This is a genomic window from uncultured Aliiroseovarius sp. (assembly GCF_947492455.1).
Lineage (GTDB): Bacteria > Pseudomonadota > Alphaproteobacteria > Rhodobacterales > Rhodobacteraceae > Aliiroseovarius.
Map to the genome: position 1 here is coordinate 407690 of NZ_CANLNB010000002.1, position 22860 is coordinate 430549.

Annotated in this window: 17 protein-coding genes; 7 read left to right on the forward strand and 10 right to left on the reverse strand. The window is 61.1% G+C overall.

From position 1 onward, the window contains the following. Window positions 1-4: 4 nt before the first annotated feature. Window positions 5-1477, reverse strand: coding sequence for a leucyl aminopeptidase (locus Q0677_RS05420; RefSeq protein WP_298906794.1), 1473 nt, complete (start codon window positions 1475-1477; stop codon window positions 5-7). A 132-nt stretch (window positions 1478-1609) separates the two neighbouring features. On the opposite strand from Q0677_RS05420, the gene lptF reads away from it, so the two are divergent. The 6 genes from lptF (at window position 1610) to rsmA (ending at window position 9215) form a co-directional block, all read left to right on the forward strand. Beyond that, on the forward strand, window positions 1610-2773 hold the full coding sequence (gene lptF / locus Q0677_RS05425) for an LPS export ABC transporter permease LptF (protein ID WP_298906797.1): 1164 nt from the start codon (window positions 1610-1612) through the stop codon (window positions 2771-2773). After that, a complete protein-coding gene (gene lptG / locus Q0677_RS05430) occupies window positions 2770-3867 on the forward strand; it encodes an LPS export ABC transporter permease LptG (RefSeq protein WP_298906802.1) in 1098 nt (365 codons plus the stop codon). Before lptF ends, lptG begins: the two co-directional genes overlap by 4 nt. Further along, window positions 3867-6017 carry an LPS assembly protein LptD gene (gene lptD / locus Q0677_RS05435; protein WP_298906805.1) on the forward strand — a complete coding sequence of 717 codons (2151 nt, stop codon included), beginning with the start codon at window positions 3867-3869 and terminating at the stop codon, window positions 6015-6017. Before lptG ends, lptD begins: the two co-directional genes overlap by 1 nt. 71 nt (window positions 6018-6088) lie before the next feature. Next, complete coding sequence (locus tag Q0677_RS05440; RefSeq protein ID WP_298906808.1) at window positions 6089-7381, forward strand: peptidylprolyl isomerase; 1293 nt, start codon at window positions 6089-6091, stop codon at window positions 7379-7381. Then, window positions 7378-8382 (forward strand): 4-hydroxythreonine-4-phosphate dehydrogenase PdxA, encoded by a 1005-nt coding sequence (pdxA, locus tag Q0677_RS05445; RefSeq protein WP_298906811.1) that lies wholly within the window; start codon window positions 7378-7380, stop codon window positions 8380-8382. The genes Q0677_RS05440 and pdxA overlap by 4 nt, the downstream gene beginning before the upstream one ends. Further along, on the forward strand, window positions 8379-9215 hold the full coding sequence (rsmA, locus tag Q0677_RS05450) for a 16S rRNA (adenine(1518)-N(6)/adenine(1519)-N(6))-dimethyltransferase RsmA (RefSeq protein ID WP_298906814.1): 837 nt from the start codon (window positions 8379-8381) through the stop codon (window positions 9213-9215). The genes pdxA and rsmA overlap by 4 nt, the downstream gene beginning before the upstream one ends. Window positions 9216-9311: 96 nt before the next feature. Here rsmA and Q0677_RS05455 read toward each other — a convergent pair whose 3' ends face one another. Continuing rightward, window positions 9312-10922, reverse strand: coding sequence for a chloride channel protein (locus Q0677_RS05455; protein WP_298907507.1), 1611 nt, complete (start codon window positions 10920-10922; stop codon window positions 9312-9314). Window positions 10923-11076: 154 nt separating this feature from the next. Between Q0677_RS05455 and Q0677_RS05460 the strand changes: the two genes are divergently transcribed. Further along, window positions 11077-12453 (forward strand): FAD-linked oxidase C-terminal domain-containing protein, encoded by a 1377-nt coding sequence (locus tag Q0677_RS05460; RefSeq protein WP_298906819.1) that lies wholly within the window; start codon window positions 11077-11079, stop codon window positions 12451-12453. Window positions 12454-12455: 2 nt separating this feature from the next. Here Q0677_RS05460 and recN read toward each other — a convergent pair whose 3' ends face one another. The 8 genes from recN to murB all read right to left on the reverse strand — a co-directional run bounded on the left by recN (window position 12456) and on the right by murB (window position 22858). Then, a complete protein-coding gene (gene recN / locus Q0677_RS05465) occupies window positions 12456-14108 on the reverse strand; it encodes a DNA repair protein RecN (protein WP_298906822.1) in 1653 nt (550 codons plus the stop codon). 60 nt (window positions 14109-14168) lie between these two features. After that, window positions 14169-15089 (reverse strand): outer membrane protein assembly factor BamD, encoded by a 921-nt coding sequence (locus tag Q0677_RS05470; protein WP_298906826.1) that lies wholly within the window; start codon window positions 15087-15089, stop codon window positions 14169-14171. A 198-nt stretch (window positions 15090-15287) separates the two neighbouring features. Beyond that, window positions 15288-16208, reverse strand: a complete 921-nt coding sequence (gene lpxC, locus Q0677_RS05475) for a UDP-3-O-acyl-N-acetylglucosamine deacetylase (protein ID WP_298906828.1) — start codon at window positions 16206-16208, stop codon at window positions 15288-15290. 480 nt (window positions 16209-16688) lie between these two features. Next, on the reverse strand, window positions 16689-18347 hold the full coding sequence (gene ftsZ / locus Q0677_RS05480) for a cell division protein FtsZ (protein ID WP_298906831.1): 1659 nt from the start codon (window positions 18345-18347) through the stop codon (window positions 16689-16691). A 230-nt stretch (window positions 18348-18577) separates the two neighbouring features. After that, complete coding sequence (gene ftsA / locus Q0677_RS05485; RefSeq protein ID WP_298906834.1) at window positions 18578-19912, reverse strand: cell division protein FtsA; 1335 nt, start codon at window positions 19910-19912, stop codon at window positions 18578-18580. After that, entirely contained in the window at window positions 19909-20802 is an 894-nt protein-coding gene (locus Q0677_RS05490) for a cell division protein FtsQ/DivIB (RefSeq protein ID WP_298906837.1), read from the reverse strand. Before Q0677_RS05490 ends, ftsA begins: the two co-directional genes overlap by 4 nt. Beyond that, window positions 20799-21713, reverse strand: a complete 915-nt coding sequence (locus Q0677_RS05495) for a D-alanine--D-alanine ligase (protein WP_298906840.1) — start codon at window positions 21711-21713, stop codon at window positions 20799-20801. Before Q0677_RS05495 ends, Q0677_RS05490 begins: the two co-directional genes overlap by 4 nt. Before the next feature lie 212 nt (window positions 21714-21925). Then, window positions 21926-22858: a UDP-N-acetylmuramate dehydrogenase gene (gene murB, locus Q0677_RS05500; RefSeq protein WP_298906842.1), complete on the reverse strand. Its 933-nt coding sequence runs from the start codon at window positions 22856-22858 to the stop codon at window positions 21926-21928. Between the last annotated feature and the right edge of the window lie 2 nt (window positions 22859-22860).

A 22860-nucleotide genomic window follows, 5' to 3' on the forward strand; every position in this document is an offset into this window, starting at 1 on the left:
GCGCTTAGCCTTCGAACTGGTCTTTCACCAGACGGTTCAGCGCCAGAACGCCCCAGCCGGTTGCCCCTTTGGGCGCCAAGGGGCTTTCGCCGGACAGCTGGGCCGTGCCCGCGATGTCCAGGTGGATCCAAGGCTGGTCGTCTTTCACAAAACGGCCCAAGAACTGCGCTGCGGTCACCGACCCAGCCGCGCGACCGCCCACGTTCTTGATGTCCGCCTTATGCGACTTGATCAGCTTGTCATAGCCCGGCCCCATCGGCATCCGCCACGCGCCTTCGCCCTCGGCCTCGGCGGCTTTCAGGAAGTTATTGCAGAATGTGTCATCGTTCGAGAATACGCCTGTGTTTTCGTGCCCCAAGCCGATGATGATTGCGCCGGTCAGGGTTGCCAAATCGACCATTGCTGCGGGTTTGTATTCCTCCTGCGCATGCCACATCACATCGCACAGAACCAAGCGGCCTTCGGCGTCGGTGTTGATCACCTCGATCGTGGTGCCTTTCATCGAGGTCACGATGTCTCCGGGGCGTTGCGCACGTCCGTCCGGCATGTTTTCCACCAACCCGACAAGCCCGACCACATTGGCCTTGGCGCTTCGTAGGGCCAGCGTTTTCATCACGCCCGAGACCGTGCCCGCGCCGCCCATATCCATGGTCATGTCTTCCATGCCCGCGCCGGGCTTTAGGCTGATGCCGCCGGTGTCGAACACGACGCCCTTGCCGACGAGCGCTAGCGGGGCTGCGCCTTTTTCGCCCTTGAGCCATTCCATGATGACGACTTTCGAGGGGCTTTCCGAGCCCTGCCCCACGCCCAGAAGTGCGCGCATGCCGAGGGCTTCCAGTTCGGGTTCCTCCAGCACCTTCACGGTAACGCCCAGATTTTTCAGGGCTTCCAGCCGCGCCGCAAACTCAGTTGTGGTCAGCACGTTTGCGGGCTCGTTCACCAGATCGCGGGTGAAGAACACACCTTCGGCCAAGGCTTTGACGCTGTCAGCCGACGCGGCGAAGCTTTCGGGTTTCGAGACCATCACCGACAGGCTGCCGCCCTCGGGCGCATCATCGTTGGTCTGGTGATCGTCGAACGCATAGGCGCGCAGGCTGGCCCCAAGTGCCAGTTCATCTGCATGTTTCAGCGATCCGGCCAGCACCAGAACATCCTTGCCCAGAAGGGCTTTCCCGATTTTTCCACCGGCTTTGCGGGCTGTGGTTTCGTCGGCGCGCTGGGACAGGCGAAGAACCTGAACGGCCTCGGCCTCCATCCCGACGGGCCACGCCAAATCCTGCGCGTCGCCGTCCTTCATCTTCTCAAATGCCTCACTTTCGGCAAAACGCGCCAGCGCCCCACGCATCAGCTTGTTCACGCGGCGCGCAGCCGGATGCAGCTTGCCGGGTTCGGACAGAACCACAGTGACGCGGCCCTTATGGGTGCCGATCGCATCAAGGTCGATTTCGGTGAAACTTGGAAGGATCGGGGCGGTCATGACGGGTCCTTTGTTTGGCAGGTTTCTGCCATTGGTAGCCGCCCCGTACAGGTTTGACCAGATAGCAGTTTTCCCCGCCGGCCGGATGGTTTAGAAACCTGACCACAAGATGTTGCGCTCACAGGGGGGAACGTGGCCAGATTCGACCGGTATATGCTGTCGCAGCTTGTGGTGCTGTTCGGCTTCTACGGGCTTGTCCTGGTGTTGCTCTTCTGGGTCAACCGGGCCGTGCGGCTGTTTGACCAGCTGATCGCCAACGGCCAGACCGCGCTGGTCTTTCTTGAATTCTCGGCGATGATCCTGCCCGGCGTGATCGTGTTCATCATCCCGATAGCGTCCTTCGCGGCAGCGGTATCGGTCACCAACCGGTTGAACTCGGAAAGTGAATTGGTGGTGGCTCAGGCGGCTGGCTATGGTCCGTTTCGTCTGGCCCGCCCGGTGCTGGTTTTCGGCCTTCTCACCGCATTGTTCATGCTGGTTCTGACGCACATCCTTGTTCCGATGAGCCAGTTGCGCTTTGCCGAACGTCAGGCCGAAATTGCTGAGAATGTGACCGCGCGTTTCCTGACAGAAGGCAGTTTTGTCCACCCGGCAGATGGCATCACGCTCTATATCCGCGAGATCAGTCCGGCGGGTGAGCTGTTTGATATTTTCCTGTCAGACGAACGAGATGACGAGCAGCACTATACCTATACCGCGCGCCGCGCCCTGATCGTGAAGACCGATCTTGGCCCCCGCCTTGTGATGTTTGAAGGGTTGGCGCAGGTAATTAACACCGAAAGCCAACGCCTGACCACCACCGGGTTCGAGGACTTCACCTACAACATCGCCACGCTTCTGACCGGGGCCGAGGAAGGTGTGCGCACAGTGACGCAGATCTATACGCCCGAGCTGTTGAACCCACCGATCGCAACCATGGTCGAGACCGGCGAAACCCGCGCGGCCCTGCGTGCCGAAGGGCATTTCCGCAATGCCCAAGCGCTCTATTCCATCGTGACGGCGATGGCAGGCTTTTCCATGCTGATCGTGGCCGGCTTCAGCCGGTTTGGTCTGTGGCGACAGGTGGTCATTGCGCTTGCGGCCGTGGCCCTGCTGCAATCGCTCGACAATACTATGCTTGATCTGGCGCGCCGCACCGAGGGCGGCGTCTGGCTGGTCTATCTGGCGACACTTGTGGGGGTCGTCTTCAACGTCGTCGTCCTCTACATGGCCACCCGGCCCTCGTTTTCGGACCTACGACGCCGTCGACGCACGATGCGCGAGCGCAGCCGTCAAATGTCCGAGGTGGGCGCATGAGACTGCATCTCTATATCGCCCGCCGCTTCCTGCGCGCCTTCCTAAGCATGCTCGTCGTGCTGGCGATCATCTTTGTGCTGCTGGATATGGTCGAGAGTATGCGCAAATTCGATGCAGCATCCGTCGGGTTTTCGAACGTGCTGGGGCTGACGCTGCTGAATGCACCGGTCTGGATGTACCGCATTCTGCCCTTGATCGTGATTCTATCCACGCTGTGGATGTTTCTGAGCCTCGCGCGCAGTTCCGAAATGGTAGTGACACGTGCGGCTGGACGGTCGGCCTTGATGACTCTCATTGCGCCCGTCGTAACGGTATTCCTGTTTGGCATTCTGGCCGTCGCCATTGGCAATCCAATCACTGCTGGGACAACCAAGAAATACGAACGTATTGCAGCGCAATACGAAGGCAGCGGGGCTTCGGTCCTGTCAATTGCCTCGGACGGCGTTTGGTTGCGCCAAGGCAACGAAAGCGGACAAACCGTGATCCGTGCTGATCGCTCGAACCTCGAAGGGACCGAGCTTTTTGACGTGACCTTCTTTTCCTTCTCGCCTGAAGGACCGCCCACATTGCGCATCGAAGCGGCAAGCGCCAAGCTGGAACCCGGACACTGGGCCATTCGCGGGGCGAAGGTTTGGGATCTGATCAGTGATGCCAACCCCGAAAGCACCGCCATTCAGTATCCAATGTTCTCGCTGGCCTCGAACCTGACGCAAGAGCAGATCCGGGACAGCTTTGGCAAACCCAGCTCGATCTCGATCTGGGATCTGCCGCGCTTCATTGGGCAACTCGAGGCCGCAGGCTTTTCCGCCCGTGCCCACCGCGTATGGCTGCATATGGAGCTGGCCATGCCGATCTTCTTGGTCGCGATGGTCCTGATTGGCGCGGGCTTTACCATGCGCCACACACGCTTTGGGCGCACCGGGATCATGGTTCTTTTTGCCCTGATGATGGGCTTTGGCGCCTATTTCATTCGTAACTTCGCACAGATACTCGGAGAGAACGGGCAAATCCCGATCCTTCTGGCCGCGTGGGCGCCCCCAATCGCCGCGATCCTTTTGCCACTTGGCATTCTATTGCATCTGGAGGACGGCTGATGGGCCTGTCACAGCACCTGCGCGCCGGACGATTGGCGCTTGCCCTGCTTGCAGGCTCGGTCAGCACGCTTGCGCTGACGGCGGCTCCGATTGCAGCCCAGACCGCCAGTTTAATCGCGGACCACGTGCGCGTTGTGGGAAATGGTGGATTGGTGGCCGATGGCAATGTCGTGGTCCTGTTCGAAGGCACACGCCTGACCGCAACCAAGGTCAGCTATGATAAGGCCACGAACACACTGTCCATCACAGGCCCGATTACCATCACACGTCCCGACGGCACGGTTTTGGTGGCGGACGAGGCGACCCTGTCCGCAGATCTGCGCAATGGCATTCTGAAAAGCGCGCGTCTGGTGCTGGATCAACAATTGCAGATCGCCGCCGCCCAGATCAATCGCGTGCAGGACCGCTATACTCAGCTGTCACGTGTCGCGGCGTCCTCGTGTCATGTCTGCGCGAAAAACCCCGTGCCCCTGTGGCAGATCCGTGCCGAGCGTGTGGTCCACGATGAAAAAGAGCGCCAGCTTTACTTCCACCACGCTCAACTGCGCGTGGCGGATGTGCCGATCTTCTATCTGCCGCGCTTGCGCCTGCCAGACCCGACGCTGGATCGCGCCACCGGCTTTCTGACACCGAAGATCCGCACCAACACGACGCTCGGGTTTGGCCTTTCGGTCCCCTATTTCGTCAAGCTGGGCGACCACGCGGACCTTACAGTGTCGCCCTATATCGCCGACAAAACCCGCACCCTAGAACTGCGCTATCGTCAGGCCTTCCGTACAGGCGACATTCTGATCAACGGAGCCGTGAGTCAGGACAGCATTCTGCAAGACGAGCCACGTTTCTACGTGTTTGCCGAGGGTGAGTTCCAGCTGCCACGGGACTATACGCTGTCGTTCCAATTACAAGAGATCTCGGACCCCGGCTATCTCTTGGATTACGGTTACTCGGACCAGGACCGCTTACGAAACGTGATCGAGTTGATGCGTGCGCGCCGTGACGAGTTCGTCTTCGCGGGGATCACCCGTTATGACACTCTGCGTGCGTCCGAGCTCCCGATCTCGGACCAGTTGCCCTTTGCACAGATTGACGCCTTCTATGAGCGGCGTTTCCATCCAGGAGGGCTTATCGGGGGCGAGCTACGTACCAACCTGTCGTGGCAGGCCCATTTCCGTGAAAGCCAACTGGACATTCTGGGCCGCGACGTGGCGCGTATCGGCGCCGGCCTTGACTGGCGGCGCGACTGGATTGGTCCGGCGGGGCTGGTGATCGAAGGTCAGGCCGCTTTGGACGCGGATGTCTATTGGATCGAACAGGATAGCAACTATCAGACTGAGCAGAGCTTCGCCGCGCCGTCGGCGGGTGTGACGTTGCGCTGGCCCCTGTCGCGTGCCTCTGCGAGGGGAACGGTCGACGTGCTTGAACCCGTTGCAGCTTTGGCGTGGTCCGAACAGGTTGGCGCGGATATTCCCAATGAAGACAGCCAGTTCGTCGAGTTTGATCAGGGCAACCTGTTTGATCTGAACCGCTTCCCGGGCAGCGACCGCCGCGAAGAAGGGCTCCGGGCCGCCGTGGGTCTTAGCTGGACGCGTCATGCACCGTCGGGATGGGGGTTCACCTTGGCCGCAGGACGTGTCTTCCGCGAGGCGGATCTAGGCCAGTTCACCGACGCCTCTGGCCTATCGGGTCAGACCTCTGACTGGTTATTGGGGGTCGCGGTCAACAATGGCGAGGGCATCTCGATCCAAGGCCGGGCGCTTCTGGATGACGACTTTGGCCTGACCAAGTCGGAAACCCGCGCCGCGTGGCTGACTGATCAATTCCAACTGGGTGCAACCCATATCTGGGTGATCGAAGATGCGGCTGAAAACCGGCCAATCCCCACGCACGAGCTGCGGCTGGACAGCTCCTGGAACGTTGGCGACTTCTGGACAATCACCGCCGATGGCAGTTTCGATGTCGAGGAAAAGCAGGCCACCCGTGCCAGTATTGGTGTGGAATACCGAAATGAATGCCTTTCGGTCGATCTTTCCCTCTCGCGTCGCTTCACAACCTCTATTAATGTAGATCCAACAACTGATTTTGGTCTGCAATTCGAATTGATCGGATTTGGAAGCGGCCGCGGAGCAGCGGTGAATAAATGCAACGGCTAGCGCCCGCGCGAATGAAACGCCAAGGATCAAGGTCAGCAATTAAAAGCGTTATGCGATACAGGAAAATACCGATGGGATTTCTTAGCCAATCTAAAGCGCACCAGACACCGCGCAAAGCAACTGCTTCGGCATGGACTTGCGCGGCATCGGGTCTGGTCTTCGGTCTGGTGTCTCTGGCCGGATTTGGCCCAGCACCGGCACAGGCACAAAACCTTTTCGCACCTGTGGCCAAGATTAACGACAGTGTGATTACGTCGTATCAGCTGTCGCAACGCATGGCGTTTCTGGGGGTGTTGCGCGCCCCGGGCAATCTACGCGAACAGGCGCTGAAACAGCTGACCGACGAAGCCCTACAACGTCAGGCCGCCAAAGCCGCTGGTGTGTCTGTCACAGCAGAAGAGGTACTGGCCGGCATGTCCGAATTCACCGGCCGCTTCAATCTGAAGGTCGAGGACTTCAACAAGATCATCGCACAAGCTGACGTCGCCCCCGAAACCTTCCGCGATTTCGTCTCGAACGGGCTGGCGTGGCGCGCCTTTGTACGCCAACGCTGGCAGGGACGTATTCGGGTCACCGAGGACGAGATTGATCGCCAACTGTCGCTGACCGCGCCGGGTCAAAACGTCCGCGTTTTGATGTCCGAGATTATCTTGCCCGCCCAGACCCATGAACAGATGCAAGACGCACGCGCGCGTGCCACGCAGCTGTCTGAAATCTCTACTTTGGGTGCGTTCGCGGCCGAAGCCCGTCGGTCCTCGGTCGCGCAGTCGGCCGGGCGCTCGGGACGTTTGGACTGGACGGACCTGTCGGATCTGCCTGGTCCCATTGCGGCACAAATCGTAGCGCTAGAACCCGGAAACGTGACCGATCCTGTTCCCGTTCAAAATGGGATTGCCGTCTTCCAGCTGCGGGCCATCGAAGAAGTTGACCGCCCCACGCCAGCGGACGTCACCGTAGAATATGCGGCTTTGATGATCCCGGGCGGGCGCAGCGCAGACGCGCTGGCGCAAGCTGCTGACATCCGTGCCAAAACGGACAGTTGCGTAGATTTGTTCGGCCTGTTCCCGGGCTCGACCGAAGCGCAAATTCAGCATGAAACCTTGCTGGTCGGCGAACTTCCCACCCGATACGCGGTAGAGCTGGCACAGCTTGATGAAGGCGAGGCCTCGACCGCGCTAACCTCGGCGGATGGGCAGAACCTTGTTTATCTGATGCTGTGTTCGCGCAGCCGCGAGTTGCCCGAGGATGTCAGCCGCGACCAGCTAAAACTGCGCCTGCAGAACCAACGCTTGCAAGCGTTCTCGGTCGCGTATCTGGAAGAGCTTCGCGCCGCCGCGTTTATCGAGGAATTTGACGCGCAATGACCGCTGACAGCAGCGCGTCCGCCCCTGTCCCGCCCGTGGCTTTGACCATGGGCGAACCGGCAGGGGTCGGCCCCGAGATCGCCGCCAAGGCCTTTGCGGGTTTGAAGGACAAGGTGCCGTTCTTTCTGATCGGCGACCCGCGCCACCTGCCCGAAGGTATCGCATTCACGCAGATCGACCATCCTGCCGAAGCGCATAGTGCCGAGGCGTTGCCGGTATTGCCGCATGACTTCCACACCCCACGCGTCCCCGGTGTGGCGCAAGCTGAACACGCGCAAGCCGTGATCGATGTGATCGCGCGCGCTGTGGAGCTGACGCAGACAGGAGAGGCGCTTGCGGTCTGCACCAACCCGATCAACAAGAAAGCGCTGAAAGACGGGGCGGGGTTTCCGTTTCCCGGCCACACCGAATACCTGTCGCATCTGGCAGGCGACGCCGATGTCGTGATGATGCTGGCCTGCGACGAACTTCGCGTCGTACCCGCCACGATCCATATCGCGCTGTCGGAAGTCCCCGCAGCACTAACGCGCGAGACGCTGGAACAGGTCATCCGCACCACCCATGCCTCCCTGATCCGCGATTTCGGCCACGCAGCGCCGCGCATCGCCGTTGCGGGCCTGAACCCCCATGCGGGCGAAGGTGGCGCGATGGGGATGGAGGAGATCAACATGATCACCCCCCTATTGAATGATCTGCGCGCCGAAGGGTTTGACCTGCGCGGCCCCCTGCCCGCCGACACGATGTTCCACGCCAGCGCGCGTGCAGGCTATGACGCGGCGGTCTGCATGTATCACGACCAGGCGCTGATCCCGATCAAGACGATCGACTTTGCGGGTGGTGTCAACGTCACCTTGGGCCTGCCCTTCGTGCGCACCTCGCCCGATCATGGCACAGCCTATGACATCGCGGGCACCGGCGCTGCGGATGCCACTTCCTTGATCAACGCCCTGCGCATGGCCCACCAAATGGGCCTTGCCCGCCGACAGGAGAGCCCCTCATGAGCCAGATCGACGGGCTGCCCCCCCTGCGCGAGGTGATCAACACCCACGGGCTGGTCGCGAAGAAATCGTTGGGCCAGAACTTCCTGCTGGACCTGAACCTGACCGCCAAGATCGCCCGGATGGCCGGGGATCTGTCGGGCTGTGACGTCTTGGAAGTCGGACCCGGCCCCGGTGGGTTGACCCGTGGCCTGCTGGTCGAAGGCGCCCGCAAAGTGCTTGCGGTCGAGAAAGACAGCCGCGCGATGGCCCCCTTGGCCGAGATCGCCGCCGCCTATCCGGGACGGCTTGAAGTTGTGAACGCCGACGCGCTGGAGCTGGATCCGCTTCAGCACCTGACGCCCCCCATCCGCATCGTCGCCAACCTGCCTTATAATGTGGGCACCGAGCTTCTGGTGCGGTGGCTGACCCCGCCCAGCTGGCCGCCTGCCTGGTCCAGCCTGACGCTGATGTTCCAAAAAGAAGTGGCCGAGCGTATCGTTGCCCAGCCGGGATCAAAGAAATACGGGCGTCTCGCCGTACTTGCCCAGTGGCGCACCACGCCTCGTGTCGTGATGGAACTGCCCCCCGAAGCCTTTACACCCCCGCCGAAAATCCACTCGGCCGTGGTGCATCTAGAGGCTCTGCCCGAACCGCGGTTCGAAGCGGATGCGGGCAAACTGCAGGCTGTTGTGGCCAAGGCCTTCGGGCAGCGGCGCAAAATGCTGCGTGCATCGTTGAAGGGCATGCATCCCGAGATCGAGGACGTACTGACCTCGGTCGGGATCAAGCCCACTTCGCGCGCGGAAGAGATCGACGTGGAAGCGTTCTGCGCCTTATCGCGGGCGTTGGGGTAAAGGCGTTGGGAGGCTCACGTCGTGAGCCTGAGGGGCGCTGCCCCCGCGCCTGCGGCGCTCCCCCGAGGTACTTATGACAAGAAAATGAACAGAGTGTCAGGAATGCTCTTCCGCCGCGGTATCTGCAAGCGCGCGGTTGAAGGCTTTCAGTGCATCCACATGGAAGACCGCACCCCACAGTTCGGGCGGATCGCCCTCGCCTCCCAAGGTCACGACCGGAATATAGGGTTCGCCCGTGGCTTCAAACATCGGCATCACGACTTCCAGAGTGGTGTTGCCATCCACATAGACGCCAGCCTCGATCAGTTCCCAGCAGTGTTCTTCACCCGCTTTGCGCGCGTGTTCGCGATCTCGCATGACCTGCGCCACGCGGACCGTGGACAGCAGATAAGCCTGTGGGCCTGCAGCGAGGTGAATGTTGCGACGCTCAAGCTGGGTCAAGAAGAAACTACGGTCGACAAGCTGGCTGGCGAGCGCGGTCGACAGGGACACGGCGGACATCACGGCGATCCCGGTTTGCCAGTCCCCTGTTAGTTCGAACACGATCATTGTGGTGGAAATCGGAGCACCCAAAACGGCCGCCGCAACGGCGCCCATACCTGCCAGAGCATAAAGGGTTTCGGACCCGGAAACGTCTGGAAAGATAGCCGTGGCAATAATCCCGAAGGCCAGTCCGGTCAGCGCGCCCACCATCAGCGCGGGGGAAAACACCCCGCCCCCCATGCGTCCGGCCATGGTGATGGCCACTGCGGCGACTTTTACCGCTACGAACAGAATCGCAACCCCGGCGGTCAGGCTTCCCGTCAGCGCTGCCGAGGTGGTTTCGTAGCCCACGCCAATGATGTGCGGGAAGAAGATCGCGATGGCGCCAAGTAGGAACCCCGACAGTGCGGGCCGCAGAATGCGTGGCAAGCGCAGTCGATTTTGCACCGTGTCACCTAAGTCTTCCGCCCAGAAGATCGAGCGCATCAGGATCACCGCGACGATGCCCGACACCAGTCCAAGGATCAGGAACGCGGGGAGCTCGATATAAAAGGCCAGCGTGCCTTCTGCGGGCAAGACGAACTCGGTCACGCCGCCATATTCCAGGCGGTTGATCACGGTGCCAGACACGGCGGCGATGGCGATCGGCGCAAAGGCGTGGACGGCGAAGTGGCGCAGCACGACCTCGAGCGCAAAGAGCGCGCCAGCAATGGGCGCGTTGAAGCTGGCCGAGACGGCACCCGCAACCGCGCAGCCCAGAAGGTCGCGCCCGGTGATCCCATTGGCGTTGATCCGCGCCGAGATCCAGCTGGAGATCACCGCGGCCAAGTGCACAACCGGACCTTCACGACCCGACGATCCGCCGGTCGACAGTGTGATGAGCGAGGCGAGCGCCGACCCAATACCCGCGCGCTTTTCCACACGGCCTTCCCAAAGGGCCGCGCCTTCGATCACGTCTGCCACCGCACGCACACGGCCATCATGCGTGAACCAATTTAGGATCAGCCCGACCACCAAACCGCCAAAAGTAGGCAGCAGCAAAATCCAGTACCACGGCAGCGTTTCCGCAAAGCTGTGCAAATGGGTCAGATCATCGGTGCCATAAAGGGTCGCTTGCAAGATCTCGATCCCCTTGCGAAAGCCAAGCGCCGCCGCCCCCGAGGCCACCCCAATGATCAGCGCGATCAACCAGAACTGCATCTGGCTTGGGCCCTTCTCGACCATCACGCGCCACGCCTCGCGCGTTTTCGCACCCAGAATTTGGATGCGCTCACCCAATATGAATTTTATCTGTTTTATCATTGCGCTGCGCGTGTAGAACCCTTCCAATGGTCCTTCATTTACCATAAGTTGTTCCGGTTTCTCAGGGGAGGATGGGATGGCCATCGACACCGCGTTCACCGAGCTTTCGTCATTTCTAGGCGATCGTATCAGCCGGTCCAAGCCTGTTCTGGATCAACATGGCGGGTCCGAGACTCATTTTCGCCCTGCCCCGCCCGATATTGTGGTTTGGCCCGAGAACACCAATGAAGTCAGTAAGATCCTGAAAGTTTGCAGCCAAGCAGGATTGCCGGTGATCCCGTTCGGGGCGGGAACGTCTTTGGAAGGGCATACAAGTGCCGCGCAGGGAGGTGTCTGTCTGGACATGACGCGGATGAACCGGGTGCTGTCACAAGACCCGGGCGACATGATTGCGGTGGTTCAGCCGGGGCTGACCCGCGAAGAGCTTAACCATGAATTGCGCACGCTTGGCGTGTTCTTCCCGGTCGATCCCGGCGCGAACGCTTCGCTGGGCGGCATGGCAGCGACCCGGGCATCGGGTACAACAACGGTACGCTATGGGTCGATGCGCCAGAACGTGCTGGGCCTGACCGTGGTGCTGGCCGATGGGCGGGTGATCCGCACCGGCTCGCGCGCGGCGAAATCATCCTCCGGCTATGATCTGACGGCGCTGTTTCTGGGCTCGGAAGGCACGTTGGGGATCATCACCGAACTGACCTTGCGCCTGCATGGCCAGCCCGAAGAAATCCGCGCAGGGATCTGTCCGTTTCCCAACATGGCTTCGGCCGTGGAGGCAGTACAGCAGGTGATCCAGATGGGGCTTGCCGTCGCGCGGATCGAGTTCGTAGACGACGCCACAGCCCGCGCGTTCAACCAATATGCCGGGACCGAGATGGACGAATGCCCGCATCTGCTGGTGGAATTCCACGGCAGCAGCACCACCGTGACCGAAGACAGCGATATTTTCCGCGAAATCGCGCGCGATTTTGGCGCGGCAGGCTATGAACACGCCACCAAAACCGAGGATCGCAACGCACTGTGGAAGATCCGCCATCACGCTTTCTATGCGGTGCAAAGCCTGCGCCCCGGCGCACGGGCCTTGGTCACCGATATTTGCGTGCCGATCTCAAAGCTTGCGCAGGCGGTGGAAGAGACGCGTGCGGATATCGAGGCATCCACGATCCCCGGTCCTATTCTGGGCCATGTGGGCGACGGCAATTTCCATGCCATTCTCTTGATCGACCCCGACAGCCCGTCAGAGATGGCCGAGGCAAAGGCGCTTGCCGAACGGATGAGCCGCCGGGCGTTGAGCTATGAGGGCACCATCACAGGGGAACATGGCGTGGGCATGGGCAAGCTGCACCTGATGGAAGAGGAACATGGGGACGGTTGGGCGTTGATGGGGGATATCAAGACCGCGCTTGATCCCGACAACATCCTGAACCCCGGAAAGCTGGTTCCCCCGCGAAACTAAGCTCACCCCGCCAACAGCTCTTTCGCCGCGGCCTTGGCGGCGTCGGTGATCGTATCGCCCGAGATCATCCGCGCGATCTCGTCCACGCGCTGATCAGATGACAAGGGCGATACGGTGGATAGCGTGACCCCATCCATCACCGCTTTGCTAACACGCCAATGATGCCCACCAAGGGCAGCCACCTGCGGGCTGTGGGTCACGACCAGCACCTGCCCGGCACTGGCGAGATCGGCCAGACGGCGGCCGACGGCATCGGCAGTGGCGCCGCCGACCCCACGGTCAATCTCGTCAAAAATCATAGTCAGGCCGGTCGCGTCGCGCGTCAGGCAGACCTTCAGGGCCAACAGAAAACGGCTAAGCTCACCGCCCGAGGCGATTTTATTCAACGGTCCCGAGGGCGCGCCGGGGTTGGTCGCGACAGTGAAGGTGACCGCATCCACGCCATCCGGGCCAGGTTCCGCTGCAGTAATGTCCGTCGTGAACACAGCGCGCTCCATCTTGAGCGGCGCGAGTTCCGCCCCCATCGCCTGATCCAGCCGAGTGGCGGCGTCATGGCGCGCCGTGGACAGCGCTTGCGCCGCAGTATCATACCGCGCGCGCGCGTCAGCTAGCGCAGCCTCAAGCCCCGCAATTTCATCGGCCCCAGCGTCCAAAGCTGCCAACCGCCCGCGTAGATCTACGGCGAACACCCCCAGTTCGTCCGGGGTTGTCTGATGCTTACGCGCCATAGCGCGGATGGCAAAGAGGCGCTCTTCCACCTGCTCCAGTTCGTGCGGGTTGAAAGACAGGCTGTCCATCGCGGCTTCCACGCCTGACACAGCCTCGCCCAGTTCATCCAACGCACGGCTGAGCGCAGCAATCGGGGCGTCCAACACGTCGCCGGCTTGCTCTGCCGCGCCTTCCAGCCAACGCAACGCGTCGCCAAGGCGCGCCTCGGCCCCCTCGCCCACGCCTAGCGCCTGATGCGCACGCGAGATGTCTTCGCCGATCCGCTCGGCCCCTTGCATCAGGCGGCGGCGCGCGTCCAGCTCGGCATCTTCTCCGGGCTGCGGGTCTAGGCTGTCCAGCTCTTCCACAGCATGGCGCAGAAACTCTTCCTCGGCCTTCGCGGCGTCAATCCGCGCCCGCGCCTCGTCCAAGGTCTTCGACGCCTGCGCAACGCCCCGCCACGCGGTTTTCGTCGCATCGACCGAGCCACCCAGCCCGGCAAATTCGTCCAGCAATTGCCGGTGCACACGCGGGTTCAAAAGCCCCTTGTCGTCCTGCTGGCCATGCAGTTCCACCAGCGTATCGGACAAGGCGCGCAGCACCTCGCCACTGGCACGGCGGTCATTCACCCACGCGGTCTTGCGCCCGTCCGAGCGGTTGACCCGGCGCAGCACAAGTTCGTCATCGGCAGGGATCCCGGCGTCGTCCAACACAGTACGGGCGGGGTGATCGTCGGGCAGGTCAAACACCGCGACAACCTCGCCCTGATCGGCGCCTGTGCGCACCAAATCGGCGCGGCCACGCCACCCAAGCACAAAGCCCAGACTGTCCAGAAGAATGGATTTACCGGCACCGGTTTCGCCAGTCAGCACGTTTAGGCCCGGCTGGAACTCAAGCTCCAACCGGTCGATGATCAGCATATCCCGAATGTCCAGAGACCGTAGCATTCTAAGCCTCGTCAGCGCCTGGCCCGAAAACCGTCCGGCGGGCCATATGGCCCAGCCAGATCAGAGCCATTCGCCCTTGATCATCTGACGATGCACCTGACGCAGCCAGCTGTTGCCCTTGGCTTCTGGCTTCAAACCGCGATTGGTCAGCAGGCGATAGCTGTCTTCATACCAGTCGGTCGACTGGAAGTTGTGCCCCAGAATCGCGCCAGCCGTCTGTGCTTCGCCTTCCAGCCCCAGCGACAAATACGCTTCGACCAAACGATGCAGAGCCTCGGCCACATGGGTGGTGGTCTGGAACTGCTCGACCACGACGCGGAAGCGGTTGATCGAGGCAGAATAGTGCTTGCGCTTCAGATAGTAGCGCCCGATTTCCATTTCCTTGGCTGCCAGATGGTCAAAGGCCAGATCAAACTTCAAGATCGCCGACTTGGCGTATTCGCTGTCAGGATACCGTTCGATCACTGTGCGCAGGGCCTGCAACGCTTGGAAGGTCAGGCCTTGGTCGCGGCCAATCAGGTCGATCTGGTCGTAATAGCTGATCGCCAGAATGTACTGCGCATAGGCTGCGTCTTCGTCACCCGGATAAGTGTCGATATAGCGCTGCGCCGTAGAGCGGGCCAATTCGTATTCTTTGTCCTTGTGGTGCGAAAACGCCTGCATGATCAGCGCGCGCTTGGCCCATTCGGAATAGGGGTACAGGCGTTCAACCTCGCCAAACCACTTGGCCGCGTCGTCCGGCTTTCCTTTCTCAAGGTCATATTCGCCGCGCTTGAAGATTTCTTCAGCGCTCCACTGATCAATCGGGCGTTTCTCGACACGAGAGCCGAAGATCCCGCGGTTCGGATCGCCACCGCCGAATCCCGAGCTTCCGCCCAGACTTCCGAATCCCAAGCTGCCCGAGCCGCCACCGCAGCCTGTCAAAACCAAGCCGGATACCAATGCAATGCTAACGGATTTGCCCAATTTCACGCGGATCATAACCGGTGCTACCCCAACTGTTGTCTGCCGAGTGAATAATTCCGGCATCTTCCAGCAAGTCCTAGCACAGAAATTTTGAAGGCAAAATGGTTTGCACAGCAAAATTCAACGATGTTGGAAGAGTTTATCTGAAAGCGGCACCGTTTCGCGGGTGCATCAAGAAGGGCGCCGCTATTGTGCAGCCGCTAAGTGGTCCGATTAGGCTGTCATTGGCAGGTCGGAACGACACACGCCCACACCGGGCAGCTTGCCTGCATCCTGATGATCGCATTCCACCAGACGCCATGCGCCGGGGGTATCGAACAGGGTGCGCAGCAGATTGTTGGTCATGGCGTGACCGGCGCGGTGACCAACATAGCGGGCGCGCAACGGTGCGCCTGCAAGGGCCAGATCGCCTAGGGCGTCGAGCATCTTGTGACGCACGGCCTCGTCATCGTGGCGCAGACCACCAGGCGACAAAACCTGATCGCCATCGACAACGACTGCGTTTTCATAGGTGCCGCCAAGGGCCAACCCTGCTTTGTGCATCGCGTCTACATCGGCCTGACGGCAGAACGTCCGGCAATCCGACAGCTCGCGCACGAAATTGCCGTTGGACATGTCCAAGCTCATTTCTTGCGTTCCAATGGCGGCATCGGGGAACGAGATATGGAAGTCGATCTGGAAACCGTCCGACGGCTCCAGCCGCGCCCAAGCCTCGCCATCGCGGTATTCCACTGGCTTCAGAACCTCGATCACACGCACTGGCGCCGCCAGTTCGCGTTGACCGGCCTTGATCAGCCCATCCACGAACCGCGCCGCGCTGCCGTCCATGATCGGCACTTCGGGGCCGTCGATCTCGATCAACGCGTTGTGGATACCACAGCCTGCAAGGGCTGCCATGATGTGCTCGATGGTGCGCACTTCAACGCCTGCGTCGTTGCGGATGACCGTACACAGAGGCGATGGCACGCCCGAGGCCCAATGGACCGAGATCAAGTTGTCCCGATCTTCCACGTCTGTGCGTTTGAACCAGATGCCATATTCAGCCGAGGCGGGTTGAACCTTCATGCGAACCGGGCGTCCGGAATGCAGTCCAGTGCCGTTGAAACTGACTGTGCTGGCTACTGTGGTTTGCACGTGGCGCCTCTTTCATTGCCTCGGTTCGGTTGCGGTGCCCTGCCCTTTCGGAGGCCTCGCAGAAATGCTGTCGCGCGCGGGAAAAGCTCAAACCTTTCAGGTGATGGTCTTCGCATTTTCGACCCTCTCGGGGTGCGCACCAATCACGTGTGACTGGTGGTATTGTGGGTAATCCTGAGAGGAGTTAATCACAATTCAAACCTCTGTAACGGATTGTAACATGACCTGTAACATGCGCAAAAATCCGCCCACACCGCAAAATCTGAATCTATCCAACTGTTATCATTAGGTTTTCGCTGACACCCAAGCACACACACCTACCACCGCAGGCTTCGGAAATTCCGGCAATATTTCGCAAATGAAACATAAACGAAGATTAACAAACCGCGCGACCCAAGGTGAATCGCCCCCCTTAAACGCGAAAAAACCGCCGCGCATTTCTGCGCAGCGGTCTGTTTTTCCAAAGGCTTTACCCGGGTCTTAGTTGGCCTGACGGCGCAGGAACGCGGGGATCTCGACTTTGTCTTGCTCGGGATCAGCAGCGGGTGCCTGATGTTGCACCGGCTGTTCGCTTTGCACCGGAGGCTGCGAGCGGGCTGTTCCATCGGCAGCGCCCGAACCCGTCATGCGGTTGATCAGCGAGTTGATGCCAAAGCGGGCTTTTTCCTGCGGAGCAGCAGCGGGCTGTGCGGGCGCGGCCGGTTGGGCCGGTTGACCTGCGCGCGGCTGGTTCTGCACGGCAGCTTGCAGGCGCGCCATCGCCTCGGGCGACGGGGTGCCAGGTGCGGCCGGCTTGGGTGCCACGAACTGCGCCACGGCGGGTTCCTCGACGAAACGGGTATCCACGGCCTCTTCTTCGCGCGGCTGATAGACCGGCGGGGGCACATCGCCACCAGCGGTTTCAGCTGGGAAGCTGTTGTCATACGCGGCCTCAGGAGCCGCAGCTTCCGCCGGCTGTTCCATATCGCCGAAAAGCGACGGTTCAGCAGGAGCTTCTGCAACTTCTTCTGTCATCGGGGCGGGTGCTTCAGCTTGCACAGGCGCGGCGTCGATCTCGGCTGCGGCAGCAACAGCAGCGGGTGCTTCCGCTTCCATCTTCTGCTCAACTTCGATCGGCGACTGCAGCGGCTGGGCCAGCGTGCGACGCGGCACCGGGATGTCCAGCGGAACGTCCGAGGCGTCGATGCCGGTGGCCACAACGGACACGCGCATGGCGCCATCCAGGCTGTCATCCAGCGTCGAACCAACGATGATGTTGGCCTCGGGATCCACTTCTTCGCGGATGCGGTTGGCTGCTTCGTCCAGTTCGAACAGGGTCAGGTCGTAGCCGCCGGTGATGTTGATCAACACACCTTTCGCGCCACGCAGGCTGATTTCGTCCAAGAGCGGGTTGGCGATGGCCTTCTCGGCTGCCTGAACCGCGCGATCTTCGCCGGTGCTTTCGCCGGTGCCCATCATGGCCTTGCCCATCTCGTCCATTACGGCACGCACGTCCGCGAAGTCGAGGTTGATCAGGCCGGGACGAACCATCAGGTCCGTGACACCCTTAACACCTTGATACAGAACGTCATCTGCCATCGAGAACGCCTCGGTGAAGGTCGTCTTCTCGTTCGCCAGACGGAACAGGTTCTGGTTCGGAATAATGATCAGCGTATCGACCATTTTCTGCAGGGCTTCGACACCGTCTTCCGCCTGCTTCATGCGCTTGGCGCCTTCGAACTGGAAGGGTTTGGTGACAACACCCACAGTCAGCACGCCCAGCTCACGGGCGGCCTGTGCGATGATCGGGGCCGCGCCAGTACCGGTGCCGCCGCCCATACCAGCGGTGATGAAGCACATATGCGCGCCCGCCAGATGGTCTACGATCTGTTCAATGCTTTCTTCCGCCGCGGCTGCGCCTACCGTGGCACGGGCACCTGCGCCCAGACCTTCGGTGACCTTCACACCCATCTGGATGCGGTCCGCTGCGCGCGAGTGCTGAAGCGCCTGCGCATCGGTGTTTGCTACGACAAATTCTACGCCCTCGAGTTCTTTCTCGATCATGTTGTTGACGGCGTTGCCTCCAGCACCGCCTACGCCAAACACTGTGATACGAGGTTTCAACTCTTCCTGACCGGGCATGGTAAGGTTCAAAGTCATGATTTTTCCGCCTGTATAGGTCTGCGCCGCTTCGATGTGCCCCGAAGGCGGCTGGTATGTTGTTATCCCGACTGAATCGTCGGTGACTGCCTCTTTTTTTCCATATTACCTCAAAACTGCAGGGTTCGTCACGCCCTAAAGGCGCGATTCACCGCAAAATATTGAGGAAATATGAAGGATTTAAGCAGGATTTCGCCGAAGACACAGCATGTTGCGGTGCGGCACGAGACTCACCAATTGTCCTTGAACCACTTGAACGCCCGGCGGAAACTGCGCGCCGGATAGGTCTCGGCGGGCATTTCGAAATCCCACCATTCGTCTTGCGGGTGAGCGGCAAACAGGCACAGTCCCACGGCCGAGGCAAAGCCCGGTCCGGTCGCCGCCTGCGGCAGGCCCTGCACCCGAAGCGGGCGTCCAAGGCGCACATTCTGGCCCAGAATTTTCGGGGCGAGCCCGTCCAGACCCGGGATCTGGCTGCCGCCTCCGGTCAACACGATGGATTGGCTGGGCAGATGGTCAAAGCCGGCCGCATCAAGGCGCATCCGCACCTCCTCCAGAATTTCTTCGACGCGCGGACGCATGATGCCGATCAGCTCGGCCCGGCTGACGGTGCGGCGGTCGTGTTCCCAGTCGCCGGTGTCGCCACCGATCTCGATCATCTCGCGATCATCCATGCCGGTGGCGACAACGCCACCATAGAAGGACTTGATCCGCTCGGCGGTCGATAGGGGCACATGAAGCCCTTTCGAGATGTCCGAGGTCACATGATCCCCACCTAGACGCACGCTGTCGGCATAAATCATGTGCTTTTTCATGAAGATAGAGATGCCAGTTGAACCTCCACCTAAATCGATACAGGCGGCGCCCAGCTCTTGTTCATCCTCGACCAGCGCGGAAATCCCCGACACATAGGCCGAGCTTGCCAGCCCTGCGACTTCAAGGTCGCAGCGCTTGATACAATAGAGCAAGTTCTGAATGACCGCTGAATCGACGGTCAACACATGCAAGTCCACCGCCAGACGGTTGCCGATCTGCCCACGCGGATCCGCAAGGCCCGAGCGGTGATCCAGCGCAAAGTTCACCGGCTGCGCGTGCAGCACCTCGCGCCCGTCGCCAATGTCGGGCATGTCACAGGCCGCCAGAACGCGGGCCACATCGTCTTCAGTGACCGCACGGCCATCAACGTCCACCGCCCCATCCAGCCCATAGCTGCGCGGGTTGGCGCCCGAGAAACAGGCAATCACATGATCCACCCGCAGGTTGGCCATCTTCTGTGCTGCTTGCACGGCGGTGCGAATGGCGCGTTCGGTCTCGGCCATGGCGTCGATTTCGCCAAAGCGCACCCCGCGCGAGCGGGTCGTCGCGGCGCCGATCACGCGAAAGGCGCTTTGCCCTGCCAAGGATCCTACCCCATCGCTATCACGGAACTGCTCGGGCCCGTCAAAACGCAGGACCAGACAGCCTACTTTGGCGCTGCCGATATCCAGAATGGCAATCACGCCGCGTTGCATGGCGGCTTCGCGCATGGCCCGCATGGCACGTTGCTGGCTGTAAATATCGGTCATTGGGAAACCTCTTCAATCTGAACCCCTTTAAGGCGGCGCAGCTCGTGCATGGCGGTGGCGCCAAGACGCAGCGTGGGGCGCTGGGGATTTCTCATATCAATCACGCTTAGGTCGCGGCCAAACAGGTCTTGCGCCTGGTGCAAGGCAATCACTTGCTCCAATGCGGCCACGGGGTTTTCGGCTGGCAGCTGAATGCGCTGGTCGCTTTTCAATACGACATCCCAGCGACGTTCGCCCACACGGATCAACCCGCGTAGCTCGCCGCGCAGGGGGGCAGCGGTGTCCAGAATGGCGCGTGCTTCTGGCACGGCGTCGGCCGCGCCCTTCCCGGTGATCAACGGCAGATCAGACCGCGCCGCACGATCCAGCAAGCTGGCGACACGATGACCGCTGGCGTCCAGCATGTCGATGACACCACTGTGGCGCCACAAGATCACTGGCTCGCGCTCGGTCAGCGCCACTTCCAGCACACCGCCCGGGCGGATGCGCAGATCGGCATCCTCGATCACGTCCAGTTTCATGATCTCGGTCCGCATGCGGTCCAGATCCAGATCGAAGCTGGAAATCGGGAAATCGATGGGTAGGATCTGGCGCACGGCACTGTCGACAACCGGGGTCGCGCCCTCGACGGCCATCAGCTTGACCATGAACTCGGGCCGTTCCTGCACCGAGCGCTTCACATTGGTCAGCTTCTCGCCGACTGCATAGCGGTTGGTCGGGTTGGACAGGTACCAGCCCGTCGCCATCAAGATAGCAAAGACCGGCAGGCCCACACGCAGAAAGGCGCGGAAGACCGGGGTCAGCCACAGGCGATGGGCCTTATAAGCAAGACGTGAGGGCGCCGGGTCGCGGCGCTGCGCGTCCGTCTTGTCCTGCTGGGGGGCGGTCATCGGTTGCACGACGCGTCCTCCACCATCCATTTGCAGAATTGACCGAAGCTCATCCCCTGATGCGCGCCCTGTTCGGGCGCCAGAGAGGTCGGCGTCATGCCCGGCTGCGTGTTGGTTTCCAGAATGATCAGTCCGTCCAAACCGCGGGCTTCATCCCAGCGGAAATCGGTGCGGCTGACACCGCGACAGCCCAACGCCTCGTGCGCGCGCAGGGCATAATCCAAGCACGCGGCTTCAATCTCGGCAGGGATGTTGGCGGGGATTTCGTGGCGCGATCCACCCTCGGCGTATTTCGCGTCGTAATCATACCAGCCATCTGTGATGATGTCGGTCACGCCAAGCGCACGGTCGCCCATCACAGTGGTCGTCAGCTCGCGCCCCGGCGCATAGGTTTCCACCATCACCGTATCTGGCATGCTCTCAGCCAGTTTCGGCGGCGTATTCGCGCCCTCTTGCACGATGTAGATCCCAACCGAGCTGCCTTCGTTGTAAGGCTTCACCACGTAGGGCGGCTCCATCACATGACGGGCCTGCACGTCGTCTTTGCCGGCCAGCACAGAGGCCACGACGGGAAGACCCGCGGCGCGGAACGTGTCCTTGGCGCGCTCTTTGTCCATCGCAAGCGAGGACGCCAACACGCCCGAATGTGTGTAAGGGATTTGCAGCCACTCCAAGAGGCCCTGTACACAGCCATCTTCGCCCCAACGGCCATGCAGCGCGTTGAAAACAACATCAGGCGCTTCGGCTTTCAGACGCTCGGCCAGATCGGGGCCCGCGTCGATCTTCACGACGTCATAGCCCTCGCCAGCCAAGGCCTTGGCGCATTCCTCGCCCGAGCTCAGCGATACCTCGCGCTCGGCCGATGGACCGCCCATCAAAACCACAACTTTGCTGACGGATGAACCCGACATGCCTGTAATGCCTCGTACCCGGCCGCAATGCGACCCAAATGCTCTGCCGTTTCCGGCGCCAATCCCGTGTGACCACGGTGTCTGTCATGAGGCGTACCGCCCCGAACCGAGATATCGCGCAGTTTTCTGCGTCTGTTTTTCGGTTTTCAGGGCCTGCCCGACCCCTCAATCTCCGGCCTTTTTGACCGTCATTTCCGCGTGTTACGCCCGGTTTATTCTGCCGCCGGTTCGCCTACGCGCTTGATTTCCCATTGTAGCTCTATGCCACTGTGTTCGTAAACCTTTTTTCTGACCTCTTCACCCAATCCTTCAAGGTCGGCGGCGGTGGCATCGCCCGTGTTGGTCAGGAAATTCGAGTGCATCTGGTTCATCTGCGCCCCACCCCGTGTCGCGCCGCGCATTCCGGCCTCGTCGATCACCTTCCAGGCTTTCAATTCGTGGCTGTCATCCGCCCGCCCGGTGGAGCTGAAGCCCGCCGGATTGCGGAAGGTCGACCCTGCGGTGCGGTCTTTGGTGGGCTGGGTTTCGTCGCGTTTGGCCAGCTGGGCCTCCATGCGCGCGGCAAGCTCCTCGGGATCGCCTTGGGGACCTTCCAAGACGGCTTTGGTCACAACCCAACCGTCCGGCAGCTCGCTTTGACGATATTGGAACTGCAGATCATCGGCAGTCAGTGTCACCCGCTCGCCATCCCGTGTGAGGGCGGTCGCAGATTGAAAAACGTCAGCGATATAAGAGCCATAGCAGCCGGCATTCATGCGCACCGCGCCACCGATTGCGCCGGGAATAGTACGTAGGAAGGTCAGATCTACACCCTCAGCCGCGGCCTTTCTGGCGACCTGAGCGTCCAGAGCGGCCACACCCGCCGTCACCGTCTGACCGTCAATCTCGACCGCGTTGAAGCCCCGCCCCATGCGGATCACCACGCCCCGGATGCCGCCATCCCGCACAATCAGGTTCGAGCCGACACCCATCGGAAAGACCGGGATCTCCGCGTCCAACTCAGACAGGAAATGCGCCAGATCATCCTCGTCGGCAGGCATAAATAGCCAGTCCGCAGGACCACCCACGCGCAGCCACGTCAGACCGGCAAGTTCCCTGTCGGCCATCAAGCTGCCGCGAATTTCGATTTCATCAGGACGGGCCATGT